At 69.6% G+C, this 12,308-nt stretch carries 12 protein-coding genes and 1 tRNA gene; 3 read left to right on the top strand and 10 right to left on the bottom strand.

The features are described from left to right. The 3 genes from B7767_RS16670 to B7767_RS16660 all read right to left on the bottom strand — a co-directional run. Positions 1–479: tetratricopeptide repeat protein (locus B7767_RS16670; RefSeq protein WP_179167172.1), on the bottom strand; the 479-nt coding region annotated here is incomplete at its 3' end. A 223-nt stretch (positions 480–702) separates the two neighbouring features. After that, a tRNA-Met gene (locus B7767_RS16665) sits at positions 703–776 on the bottom strand. Between the two features lie 55 nt (positions 777–831). Then, a complete protein-coding gene (locus B7767_RS16660) occupies positions 832–3,774 on the bottom strand; it encodes a UPF0182 family protein (RefSeq protein ID WP_256923467.1) in 2,943 nt (980 codons plus the stop codon). A gap of 164 nt (positions 3,775–3,938) precedes the next feature. Between B7767_RS16660 and B7767_RS16655 the strand changes: the two genes are divergently transcribed. Continuing rightward, positions 3,939–4,481, top strand: coding sequence for a PPA1309 family protein (locus tag B7767_RS16655; protein WP_085572884.1), 543 nt, complete (start codon positions 3,939–3,941; stop codon positions 4,479–4,481). 9 nt (positions 4,482–4,490) lie between these two features. Here the strand turns inward: B7767_RS16655 and B7767_RS16650 are convergent, their stop codons facing one another. The 4 genes from B7767_RS16650 to B7767_RS16640 form a co-directional block, all read right to left on the bottom strand. Further along, a complete protein-coding gene (locus tag B7767_RS16650) occupies positions 4,491–5,585 on the bottom strand; it encodes a PDZ domain-containing protein (protein ID WP_085572882.1) in 1,095 nt (364 codons plus the stop codon). Between the two features lie 100 nt (positions 5,586–5,685). Continuing rightward, positions 5,686–5,850, bottom strand: a complete 165-nt coding sequence (locus B7767_RS46370; protein ID WP_179167171.1) for a hypothetical protein — start codon at positions 5,848–5,850, stop codon at positions 5,686–5,688. A 235-nt stretch (positions 5,851–6,085) separates the two neighbouring features. Then, positions 6,086–6,544, bottom strand: coding sequence for a molybdenum cofactor biosynthesis protein MoaE (locus B7767_RS16645; protein WP_085572881.1), 459 nt, complete (start codon positions 6,542–6,544; stop codon positions 6,086–6,088). 93 nt (positions 6,545–6,637) lie between these two features. Next, entirely contained in the window at positions 6,638–7,750 is a 1,113-nt protein-coding gene (locus B7767_RS16640; RefSeq protein ID WP_085572880.1) for an SDR family oxidoreductase, read from the bottom strand. Between the two features lie 192 nt (positions 7,751–7,942). Here B7767_RS16640 and B7767_RS16635 point away from each other — a divergent pair, with 192 nt between their 5' ends. After that, positions 7,943–9,379 carry a zinc-dependent metalloprotease gene (locus B7767_RS16635; protein WP_085572879.1) on the top strand — a complete coding sequence of 479 codons (1,437 nt, stop codon included), beginning with the start codon at positions 7,943–7,945 and terminating at the stop codon, positions 9,377–9,379. Then, a complete protein-coding gene (locus tag B7767_RS16630; RefSeq protein WP_085572878.1) occupies positions 9,376–9,897 on the top strand; it encodes an NUDIX hydrolase in 522 nt (173 codons plus the stop codon). The genes B7767_RS16635 and B7767_RS16630 overlap by 4 nt, the downstream gene beginning before the upstream one ends. 49 nt (positions 9,898–9,946) lie before the next feature. Here the strand turns inward: B7767_RS16630 and B7767_RS16625 are convergent, their stop codons facing one another. The 3 genes from B7767_RS16625 to B7767_RS16615 all read right to left on the bottom strand — a co-directional run. After that, entirely contained in the window at positions 9,947–10,702 is a 756-nt protein-coding gene (locus B7767_RS16625; protein ID WP_085572877.1) for an AIM24 family protein, read from the bottom strand. 17 nt (positions 10,703–10,719) lie between these two features. Further along, positions 10,720–11,400 carry an AIM24 family protein gene (locus B7767_RS16620; protein WP_085572876.1) on the bottom strand — a complete coding sequence of 227 codons (681 nt, stop codon included), beginning with the start codon at positions 11,398–11,400 and terminating at the stop codon, positions 10,720–10,722. 12 nt (positions 11,401–11,412) lie between these two features. Next, positions 11,413–12,308: AIM24 family protein (locus B7767_RS16615; protein WP_143652507.1), on the bottom strand; the 896-nt coding region annotated here is incomplete at its 5' end.

Below are 12,308 nucleotides of genomic sequence, written 5' to 3'. Positions count from 1 at the left end.
CGGTGTTCCAGCAGGTCGGCGAGGGCGTACGCGCCGAGGGTGTGCCCCTGCTCGGCGGACTGGCGCAGCCAGTACTCGGCGGCGGGTTCGTCCCCGCGCTCCCGGTGGTAGCGGCCGAGCGCGTGGGCCGCCGCGGTGGAGCCGGCCACGGCGGCGATCCGCCACCAGCCGGCGGCCTCGTCGGCGTAGCCCCGCTGGTGCAGCAGGACGCCCAGGTTGTTGGCGGCGGCGCGGTCGCCCGCGGCGGTGGCGGCACGCAGATGGGGTTCGGCTCCGTCGAGATCACCGCGGCGCAGCAGCATGGCGCCGAGGACGCTCATCGCCTCGACGTCGCCGGCCTCGGCGGCGAGCCGCTGACGCAGCTCCTCGGCCGCCTCGTCGGCGGCCTCCCCCGTCTCGTCCCGGGGTTCCTCCTGAGAGGAGGACTTCACAAAACGCCCTGTCTCGAACAGAGTTGCCTTGTCCCCCATAACATCCATCGTCGCACCACCTGCAACCTGGGTACACCTGGTATACCGCAGTCAGTGAGGTCACTACAGCGTTTTGTCGACATGCCCACAGAGAGACAAGTCAAACACAGATCGGCCAACTCCCGTCGGCGGCACGGCCGTCACCCGCCCAGGCACATGCGTTCGCCCATCACAAAGGCCCGGATTCCTTGAGGAATCCGGGCCTTTGATGTCGCCGACTTCGCGACGTGAGTAGCGGGGACAGGATTTGAACCTGCGACCTCTGGGTTATGAGCCCAGCGAGCTACCGAGCTGCTCCACCCCGCGCCGTTGCGTTGCAACCGTAGCACGGCGCGGGACGGGCGTTTGACCAGCCTGCTCGCTAACTGCTCGGGCTCGCGTCGGGAGCAGGACTGTCCTCCCCGCCGCCGGCGCCGCCACCTCCTCCTTCGGCCGACTGGGCCTCCTCGGCCTTGCGCAGCGCGTCCTCCAGGTCCTTCTGCGCCTTGCCGTAGGCCTCCCAGTCGTTCTTCTTCAGGGCTTCCTGGCCGGCCTCGAAGGCCTTCTGGGCGTCGTTCAGCGCCTCCTGGACCGTGGGGTTGTCGGACGTCGGCGGTGGCGTCGTGCCTTCCTCCTCGCCGGTTCCCTCGTCCTCGCCCGGTGGTGGCTCGGTGGTCGTGCCCTCACCCCCGAAGACCTTGGCGAGAGCCTGGTCGAGGGTGTCCTCGAAGGCGGTCTGGCCTCCGTAGGTCACCAGCACCTTCCGCAGCAGCGGGTACTTCAGCCCACCACCGCGTACGTAGACCGGCTCCACGTAGAGCAGCCCTCCGTCGAGCGGCACGGTCAGCAGGTTGCCGTACTCGACCTCGGAGTCACCGCCTCTCAGCAGCCTGATCGACTCGGCGATGTCCTGTTCGGAGTTGAACTGGCTCTGGACCTGTTTGGGTCCGGAGACCGTGGTGCTGGTCGGCAGTTTCAGCACTCTGATCTTGCCGTAGTCCTCGGTGCCCGGATCGGCGTTCACCGCCATGAAGGCACTGAGGTTGTCACGGCCGTTCGGTGTGAACGTCGTGGTGAGCGAGAAGGTCTGCTCCTGCTGGTCGGGCATCTTCATGCTCAGGTAGTACGGAGGCACCGCGTCGCCCGTCTTGTTGGTCGGGTCGTCCGGCACTTCCCACACCTCGCTGCCCGAGAGGAACGTGGTGGCGTCCTTCACGTGGTAGCGGGTCAGCAGTTCGCGCTGCACCTTGAACAGGTCCTGCGGGTACCGCAGATGGGCCATCAGCGCACTGGAGATCTCGGTCTTCGGCTGCACCGTGTCCGGGAAGGCCTTCATCCAGGTCTTCAGGACGGGGTCCTGGGTGTCCCACTGGTAGAGCTTGACCTCGCCGCTGTACGCGTCGACGGTCGCCTTCACCGAGTTGCGGATGTAGTTGACCTGGTTCTGCTGGGCCACCACCGCGCGCTGGTCGTTGGTGGCGGTCAGCGAGTCGGCCGTGGTGTCGCCGAGGGTCGTCCGCGACGCGTACGGATAGCCGTTGGTGGTGGTGTAGGCGTCGACGATCCACTGGATACGGCCGTCCACGACCGCCGGGTAGGCGTCGCCGTCGATGGTCAGCCACGGGGCGATCGCCTCGACGCGCTCCTTGGGCGTGCGGTTGTACAGGATCCGCGATCCCTCGCCGATCGCCCCGGAGTACAGGATCTGCGGCTCGCTGAACGCGACCGCGTAGGCGGCCCGGTTGACCGGGTTCTCGAGGTTGACCCCGCTGTCGCCCTTGTAGCTGTACGTCTTCTCGCCGCTGTCGTCGGAGTAGTCGATCTCCTTCTGGGGACCGCCGACGATCGAGTACGTGGTGGTGCGCTCGCCGTAGTAGACGCGCTGCTCGTACTCCGGGAGCTCGCCCTTGGAGGGCAGGTCGGACTCGATGAAGTTCGGACGGCCGCCGGAGTCCACGCTGGTGCCCTCGGCCGCGACGGCACCGTATCCGTGGGTGTAGCGGAAGTGGTCGTTGATCCAGTTCCGCTTGGGGATGCCGTCCAGGTTCAGCTCGCGCAGACCGATGACCGTGTCCTGCTCCCGGCCGTCGATGGAGTACCGGTCGACGTCCAGGTTGGTCGGGAACGCGTAGTAGTTCCTGATCTGCTGGAGCTGCTGGAACGTCGGCGAGACGATGTTCGGGTCCATGATCCGGATGCTCGCCGTGTCGGTGACGTCGTCCCGCAGCTGGGTCTTGTCCTCGGTCTGGCTCGTGCCCGGGTAGTCGGTGACCTTGGAGTCGTCGATGCCGTAGGCCTCACGCGTGGCCTTGAGGTTCTTCTCGACGTACGGCGCTTCCTTGGCCTGCTCGTTCGGCTGGACCTGGAACTTCTGCACGATCGCCGGGTACAGGCCGCCGATGAGGATCGCCGACAGCACCATCAGGCCGAAGCCGATCACGGGAAGCTGCCAGGTGCGCCGCCACAGGGTGGCGAAGAACAGCAGAGCGCAGATCACGGCGATGCAGAACAGGATCGTCTTGGCCGGCAGATAGGCGTTGGCGTCGACGTACCTGAGGCCCGTCCAGCTGTCGGTGGCCTTGAAGTCGCTGGACTTCACCGCCAGTCCGTACCGGTCGAGCCAGTAGGCGACCGCCTTCAGGGCGACGAAGACACCGAGGAGCACCGACAGGTGTCCGGTGGCCGCGGCCGTGGCGCGCGCACCCGGGCTGGTGATGCGCAGTCCGCCGTACAGGTAGTGGGTGAGCGCGGCGGCGATCAGCGCCAGGATCGTGGCGGCGAAGCCGAAGCCGAGCAGGAACCGGTACCAGGGCAGGTCGAATGCGTAGAAGGAGACGTCGAGCTTGAACTGCGGGTCCTTCTGGCCGAAGGACACGCCGTTGACCCACATCAGCCAGGTCCGCCACTGGCTCGACGCCGAGGCGCCGGCGATCAGGCCCACCAGCGCGGTGATGCCGAGCAGCAGCCACTTCTTGTACGGGGCGATGCCCATCCGGTACCGGTCGAGGTTCTGCTGCTCCATCGACATGGCGCTCAGCGGCGGCCGCATGCGGTGCGCCAGCCAGACGTTGAAGCCGACCGCGAGGGCCATCAGCAGACCGAAGACGAAGAACAGCCCGATCTTGGTCCACAGGGTCGTCGTGAACACCGACGAGTAGTTGACCGAGCGATACCACAGCCAGTCGGTCCAGAAGCCCGCGAACATGGTGAACACCATGCCGAGGACGGCCAGGACGCCCAGTGTCATGAGCAGGGTCCGGACCCGCCGGGACGGGCGGCCCACTCTGATCCGTGGCCCCGTCGGGCCTCCGCCGCGGTCCGGCATCTGGAAAGCCAAGGTAGGCACCTCGAAGTTCGCTGTTGATTCGTCAGGCCCGCGTCTTCACGGACCGTGTGTGGTCCCCCGTGATCGCGGTCCCACACCTATGCAACTTACTCACGCTTTACTCGGTTCCCGATTCCGGCCAGGAACGAGAGAGGATTGTGACCATGTCCAACACACCCATGGCGGCCAACCCGCTCACCCGGGCCGTGCTCGAGATCGACGAGTACGTCTCCGGCCTCGGCTGGGACCAGCCCGCCCGCCTGTTCGCCCTCGTCGACACCGCCCGGCTGCGGGCCGAACAGCCCTCGCTCGCGGACCGGCTCGGTCTGGGCGACGAACAGGAGACGACCGCTCTCACCCCGATCGAGCAGGACGAGATTCCAACGGGCAAGCCGCTCGACGAGTTCCTGGGCACCATCGCCTGGCCCGACGCGGTGACCGGCTGTGCCCTGACCGTGGAGCGGCTGATGCTGCCGCCGTCGGCCGAGGCCCAGGTCCCCGAGGACCTGGACGAGGCCGCGCTGACGAAGTGGGTGGCGCGGCACCCGGAGCGTCAGGAGGTCCGGATGACGGTCGCGGTGCTGCGCGACGGGACCCGCGAGTCGGCCCTGCGGCTGCGTGAGAAGGACTCCGCCACGGAGGTCCTCACCGGCTCCGAGCTGGTGCCGGGCCTGGCCCAGGCGCTGACGGCGACGTTCGAGGAGTAGCGGGGCCGGTCAGGAGGCCGTGCACTTCGGCAGGTCCGAGGTGTCGCCGGAGCGGATGTCCTCCAGGGCGCCCAGGGCGTCGTCGATGGTGTCGACCTTCACCAGGGTGAGGCCCTCGGGGGTGTCCTTGGCGGCGGACGCGCAGTTGTCGGCGGGCGTGAGGAAGTACTCGGCGCCCTTGTCGCGCGCGCCGACCGTCTTCATCTGGATCCCGCCGATCGGCCCCACCTTGCCGTCATCGTCGATGGTGCCGGTGCCGGCGACGAACTCGCCGCCGGTCAGGCTGCCCGGAGTGAGCTTGTCGTAGATGCCGAGCGCGAACATCAGGCCCGCGCTCGGCCCGCCGACGTCGGCGAGCTTGATGTCGATGCTGAACGGGAAGGTGTGGTCGGTCCCGGCGGAGATCCCGACGATGGCGCGCTTCTCGCCGCCGTCCTCGGAGGTCTTGGTGGTGATCGTCACCTTCTCGGTCTTCGTCGCCGTCCGGTTCTCCTTCTCGGCGGCGGCCTGCTCCTCGGCGGGCACGATGGTGAAGACGACGTCCTCGCCCGGCCTGTGCTCGGTCACCCGCTCGGCGACGTCGGCCGGCTCCTTCACCGCCTCGCCGTCGACGCTCTTGATCACGTCGCCCGCGTGCAGCTTGCCCTCGGCCGGGGACCCCTTGACCACCGTGGAGACGATCACCCAGGACTTCACCGGGACGTCGAGTTCCTTCAGGGCCGCGACCTTGGCGCTCTCCTGGGACTGGCTGAACTCCTCGGCGTTCTCCTGGGTGGACTCCTCCTCCGTCTTGCCGTCGGGGTAGAGGGTCTCGTGCGGGACTACCTTGTTGTCATGCGCGAGCCATCCGTAGACGGCCTCGACGAGGTTCATCCGGTAGTCGGCGCTGGTGACCCGCACCGTGGTCATGTTGAGGTGACCGTCCGTCGGATAGGTCTTGCGCCCGGAGATCTGCAGCACCGGCTCGCCGTCGTGCTCGCCCAGCGTGTTCACCGTCGGCCCCGGGGACATCTCCGAGTAGGGCACGGGGATGAACACTCCCGCGCACAGGAGCGCGATCAGCATCAGGGTGGAGGCGAGCATCGTCGCGGTGCGGCGTGGCATGCCTCGACAGTACGGGACAGGCCCGTCAGCACGCCGTCAGGGCCGCCCGGACGGGCGGCCCTGCTCGCTTCGTACGCCGTGACCTGCTGTTCTTTGACCTTCAGCCACCCGAGCGCGGCTTTTCCATGGCCTCGCGGAACCGGGCGTAACCGATGAGTTCGGGGCCATCGCTGCGCACCTTGCGCGTGCGGTTGGCCCAACTGCCCCACAGTCCCGCTCCGATCGCGGCCACCAGCGGAATCAGCAACCAGGCGAGCGCCGCCATGCCGACCTCCCAACCCCATGAGCGTCCGCAACACTGACTGATCAGCAGATTAACCATCCGCAGTGACAACGCTCACGCCAGGGGTGGGGTTACGCAACCGGAGGTCCGAGGCCTGTCATGGGCGCCTCAGCAGGCGCCGACCCACCCACCCGTCACCCGGCCACCACCCCCCAACGACGGCACTACGCGCCGACCCACCCACCCGTCACCCGGCCACCACCCCCCAACGACGGCACTACGCGCCGACCCATTCCTCGGTGCCGTCCGAGAACCGCTGGTGCTTCCAGATGGGCACCTCGTGCTTGAGGTCGTCGATCAGCTTCCGGCAGGCCTCGAAGGCCTCCCCCCGGTGCGGGCACGACACGCCGACGACCACGGCGAGGTCACCGACCCTGAGGTCTCCCACCCGGTGCACGGCGGCCAGCGCCCGGACGGGGTGCTCGGCGACGACCTTCTCGGCGATCCGCCGCATCTCGTCCTCGGCGCTGGGGTGGCACGAATAGCCGAGCTCGTCGACGTCGGCACCCCCGTCGTGGTTGCGCACGGTCCCGACGAACAGTGCCGTTCCGCCGGCCGCGTCGTCCCCGACCGCGTGGAGGACCTCGTCCACGGACAGCGGCGTGTCGCGGATCGAGATCAGCTTGATCGGGTCCTGTGCGGCCTGCTCACCCGGGTGATCGTGCGTGGATGCCATGCCTCCATCGTGCCCCACCCCGGCGACAACGCGGAACAGCCTCATCGCCCGGCACGCGCGCGTGCCCGTTCGGAGCTTCCTACAGGAGGCGCGTCAGATCCGGCGCCGGGCCTTGCGTGCCCGTCGTACCACCGCGGCCGCGCCCAGCAGGGCCACCGTCGCTCCCGCGGCGCCCGCCGCCGTCGCGTCCTTGCGCCCCAGCCGCCGGCCGGCGACCGTGTGCCTGCCGGACACCTCCTCCAGCAGCTCCGCGAGCACCTCCTCGTTGGTGTGCGCGGGCCGCCACCCGGCGTCGTGCAGCCGGCTCCCGCTGACCACCCAGGGGTACATCGTGTAGGCCAGGTCCCCGGCCGGGGACGGGGTGAGCCCGATCCGGTGCAGCCGGGCCGCCGCGCCGAGCGCGACCGCCGACGGCAGCTCCATCCGCCGGATCCCGCTGAGCTCCTCGACCTCCTCCTGCTCCAGCCATCCGTCGCAGCCGACGGCCAGCTCACCGTCGACCTTCTCCAGGACGGCGTACTCCAGGGCGCTGCACAGATCCTGGACGTGACAGAACTGCCACGCGGGCCGCGACCCGGCCACCACGAGCAGTCTGGGCGACTCGAAATACCTGGTCAGCGCGGTGTCGGTGCCTCCCACCAGCACGGCGGGGCGTACGACCGTGACATTGAGCCCCGGGTGCGCCCTGGGCGCCCGGCGCGCGAGCCGCTCGATCTCCAGCAGGTCGCCGACCCCCGTGGCCTCCGCCGTGGCCCGCAGCTCCGCGTCCTCGGACAGCGGCAGCTCGTTGTCCGGCAGCGCCCCGTAGACCATCGTCGACGTGCACAGCACCACGCGGTGCACCCCGGCGGCCGCGGCGGCCGTCAGCACGGTCTGCGTGCCCCGCACGTTGTAGGCCGTCCGGGCGGCGGCATCGGTCTCCAGATCGAGGTCGAGCGCGAGATGGACCACCGCGTCGGCCCCGCGCAGCTTGTCCGCGATGGCCGGGTCCCGTACGTCCAGGATGTGCCAGCGCGCCTCGGCGCACTCGCCGCGCCGCTCGTCGATGGCGATGACCTGCTTGATCTCCTCCGAGGCGGCAAGCCGCGCGGTGAGCAGCGCGCCGATGCCGGACGCGGCACCGGTGACCGCGACGACGGGCCCGCGCGCCGCGGAACCGGTTGTCTTGTTTCGCGCTGCGCGAACCTGTGGATCTGGGGAACTCACCGGGCGTCTCCAGCGGTTGTCTTCAGTACGGGCGCAAGCGACGCGTACGTACCAGGTGGCATCCATCCTGCCGCAGGCCTTCTGTCGGCGAAGCACCGAGGCCCGAACCGCTTCAGGTGTCTACGCTGGGTGGTGTTGTCGGGCAGCCGTGCCGCCGGAAAGAACCGGTGGCCCTACCAGCCGAGGAAACCCGTGAGTGACACCCCATTCGGATTCGGCCTTCCGCCGGAGGAGCCGGACGACGGCGACGAGGGCAAGAAGAAGGACCCGCAGAGCGGTGGTGGTCAGGGCCCGGCCAACCCGTTCGGTTTCGGCATGCCCGGAGCCGGAGGCTTTGGCGGCCCTGGCGCGGACAATCCGTTCGCCGCGATGTTCGGGTCGCTGAACCCCAACGACCTGGGCGCGGCGTTCCAGCAGCTCGGCCAGATGCTCTCCTACGAGGGCGGGCCGGTGAACTGGGACATGGCCAAGCAGATCGCCCGGCAGACCGTCTCGCAGGGCACCGCGGAGGGCTCGAAGGACGCGAGCGTCGGGCCCGCCGACCGCAGGGCCGTGGAGGAAGCGGTCCGTCTGGCCGACCTGTGGCTGGACGACGCGACCTCCCTGCCGTCGGGTGCCAACTCCGCCGTGGCCTGGAGCCGCGCGGAATGGGTGGAGGCCACCCTCCCGGCGTGGCGGGAGCTGGTCGACCCGGTGGCCGAGCGCGTCGGGAACGCGATGGGCGACGTGCTGCCGGAGGAGATGCAGGCCATGGCCGGCCCGCTGATCGGCATGATGCGCTCCATGGGCGGCGCCATGTTCGGCACGCAGATCGGGCAGGCCGTCGGCGTGCTCGCCGGTGAGGTCGTCGGCTCGTCCGACATCGGCCTGCCGCTGGGCCCGGCCGGCCGGGCCGCGCTGCTGCCGCTGAACATCGAGACGTTCGGCAAGGACCTGGGCGTCCCCCAGGAGGAGGTGCGGCTCTATCTCGCCCTGCGCGAGGCCGCCCACCAGCGCCTGTTCGCGCACGTCCCGTGGCTGCGCTCGCACCTGTTCGGTGCCGTGGACGGCTACGCGCGCGGGATCAAGGTCGACACCGGCAAGCTCGAGGACGTCGTCGGCCAGTTCGACCCGCAGAACCCGGAGCAGCTGCAGGAGGCCCTCCAGCAGGGCATGTTCCAGCCGGAGGACACGCCGGAGCAGAAGGCCGCCCTGGCCCGTCTGGAGACGGCGCTGGCGCTCGTCGAGGGCTGGGTGGACGCCGTGGTGCACGCCGCGGCCAAGCCTCGGCTGTCGTCGGCCGACGCGCTGCGCGAGACGCTGCGACGCCGCCGCGCCTCGGGTGGTCCGGCGGAGCAGACGTTCGCCACGCTGATCGGTCTGGAGCTGCGCCCGCGCCGGCTGCGCGACGCCTCGCGCCTGTGGGCCTCGCTCACCGACGCGCGCGGGGTCGACGGCCGGGACGCCCTGTGGGCGCACCCGGACATGCTGCCGACGGCGACCGACCTGGACGACCCGGACGGTTTCGTGCACCGCGAGCAGATCGACTTCTCCGAGCTGGACAAGATGCTCGGCGAGGCCGCCGGCAAGCCCGACCTCAAGAAGAAGGACGAGGGCGGGGGCGAGAACAAGGGCGACGACGCCGAGTGAGCCTCCACGACGACGCGGTCCTCGTGCTCAAGGGGTACGAGGACCAGCCCGAACTGCGCCAGACCTATCTGGACCATCTCGCGGCGCATCCGGACGGCATGTGGAAGGCCTGTACGGACGGTCACATCACGGCGAGCGGCCTGGTGATCGATCCCGAGCGGGGCCGGGTGCTGCTGACCCTGCACCGGAAGCTGCGGATGTGGCTCCAGATGGGCGGGCACTGCGAGCCGGGTGACGTCTCGCTCGCGGCGGCGGCCCTGCGGGAGGCGACGGAGGAGTCCGGCATCGCGGGACTGGCCCTGGTCCCCGGTGGCCCCGTGCGTCTGGACCGTCATCACACACCGTGCGCCTGGCATCTGGACGTCCAGTACGCGGCGCTGGCTCCGTCCGGATCCGTCGAGGCGATCAGCGACGAGTCCCTCGACCTGCGCTGGTTCCCGTACGACGAGGTGGCGGACGTGGCCGACACCTCGGTCACCCGTTTGGTGGAAGCGACCCGGACGAGACTGGGCGTCTGACACGGGGGTAAGGGGCGACCGCCTTCGCGGCCGCCCCTTACCGGTGCGTTCAGCTCCAGACGTTGCCCTGGTTCTGGCCGCGGGCCCCCTGCTGTCCCACGCCGTACTGGGCGGCGACGCCCGAGCCGATCTGGGCGTTCTGCGGCGGAAGCAGTTCGCTGGGCTGGACGAGCGCGAAGCCGCTGCCCATGAAGCTGAGCTCCCAGCCCTCACCGGTGTTGCCGCGACGCCGCCACACCCCCGAGGAGTGGGTCTGGGCCTGCATCTGCACGCGTAGGGACGTGGACCAGGCGACGATCGCGTCGGCGTCGCAGTTGACGTACTTGTCCGGCGTCACCTGCATCAGCAGCGGCATGCCCGAGGTCATCAGGGCGACCCTGCCGTTGCCGGTGATGTTGAGCTGGTACTTCCCGGAGCCGGAGATGCCGTACAGGCTGTCGACGGCGATCACCTCGTGGTGCAGCGAGGAGTCCATCGCGAGCACGTAGCTGCTGTCGACCGTCAGCCCGTCGTGGTCCACCTCCATGACGTGGATGCGCTGGGCGAGGTTGGCGAGGTAGACCGTGCCCTGCCCGTGGCAGCGCATCAGGTCGAGTCCCTCACCGGTCTGCGCACGCGCGCGTGACGCGCTGTTGCTCTGGAACTCGGCGTCGAACTCGACGAGTCCCTGGTAGGCGACCATGGTGCCCTTGCGGGCGAGGACGTCGTCGTGACCCTCCAGGGCGACGCGGAGCATCTGCTGGTTCTGCAGGCTCCAGCGCTCCTGGGTCTGCTGGTCGTTGAAGGCGAAAAGCGGGCTCTGCATGGTGTTGTTGCTCCCCCTCAGCCCCGGACCCGGAGACGGTCGGTGCTGTCCTCACTGGGCTGGACGACGACGATGCCCTGACCGGAGAAGGCCATCTGGTAGGCCTCTCCGCTGCCGCGGCCGATCAGCGACTGGGCCCGGAAGCTGCGCTTGCCCTTCACCTTGAGGTTCGGGGACCAGGCGACGAGGGCGTCCGGATCGACGTACGTCTCGTCGTCGCCGCCACCGCAGTCCACGACGATCGGCTTGCCGCGTGAGGTCAGCGCGACCCAGCCCTGCCCGGAGATCCTGGTGTTCCACAGGCCCTGTCCGGCGAACTTCGCCAGGCCCTTGACCCGCTCCACGCCCCAGGTGAGGTGGGCGTCGAAGGCGAGCAGGTTGGTGGCGTTGACGGAGATGCCGTCTCCGTTGAGGTTGATCACGACGACGTTGGCGCCGTAGTCGGCGAGGTAGAGCAGGCCGTCGCCGGAGCACTTCATCAGCGGCGCGCCCTCACCGGTGAGCCAGTCCTTGGCGATCTGGCGCACGGCGGGCGGGTTGGGCTCGTACTGGACGAACCCTTCGTAGGCGACCATCGATCCGACACGCGCGAGGAGGTCGTTCCCGGTCTGCATGGCGATCTTCGCCATGTGGTTGCCGTGGTTCTCCATGCGGGCGGTGACGGGGGCGGGGGCGTAGCCCGCGAGTGGCTGGTTCATGACGGGCTCCCTTTAGACCTCGTACGGCTGGACGACGATGAAGTTGCCGGGTGCGCCCCTGAACTGGAGGTTCACGCTCTCCCCGGTGTCGCCGGGGTAGGAGTTGCGGCGCATCCGCACCTGACTGGAGACGACCACCTGGGAGGCGGCCGACCAGGCGACCACGGCGTTGCAGTCGGCGAACGTGGTGGGCGTGACCGGCAGCACCACGGGCGTGCCGTGGGTCTTGACGACGATGGTGCCGGTCCCCTGGAACTGCATCGTGAACAGCGCGCCACCGGGGATGCCGTGCCCCTCGATGCGGCGGACCTCGTACTGCAGGCTCTCGTCGAAGGCGAGGACGTTCTCGGCGGAGACGCAGACGGCGTCGCCCTGGAGCTCGATCGGGTGCAGCATCGTGGAGTTCTCGGCGAAGAACACCTGGCCCTGGCCGGTGCAGCGCATCAGCTGCATCTCCTGGCCGGTGGCGTTGCCGACGACGCGGCCGGAGAAGCCGGCGCCCTTGTAGCTGAAGTCGACCTTGCCCTGGTAGAGCACCATGCTGCCCTGTCGGGCCAGTACGGGCTGTCCGCCGATGCCCAGGTCGACGCGGACCAGCTTCTTGTTCTGCTGGGTCCAGCGCTGCCCGGTGGGCGTCTCCTTGAACTGCTGGAGCGCGCCGAGCACGCCGGGGCTCTGCGGTGCGCCCTGGGGAACGCCCTGGGGCGCCCCGTACGGGGCCTGCTGACCCGGCGGTTGTCCGGGCGGGGGCTGCTGGCCGTAGCCCGGAGGGGGTGTGGGCTGTCCGTAGCCGGGCGGCGGGGCGGGGGCCTGCGGTGCCGGTGGCTGTCCGTAACCCTGGGGCGGCGGAGCGGGCTGGCCGTACGGCGGCGGCTGCTGGCCCGGCTGGCCGTAGGGCGCGGGCGCCG

This window comes from Streptomyces sp. 13-12-16, from assembly GCF_002114215.1.
Taxonomy (GTDB): domain Bacteria; phylum Actinomycetota; class Actinomycetes; order Streptomycetales; family Streptomycetaceae; genus Streptomyces.
The sequence above is the reverse complement of the archived record's forward strand: the minus strand, read 5'-3'. Positions and strand labels throughout refer to the sequence as shown.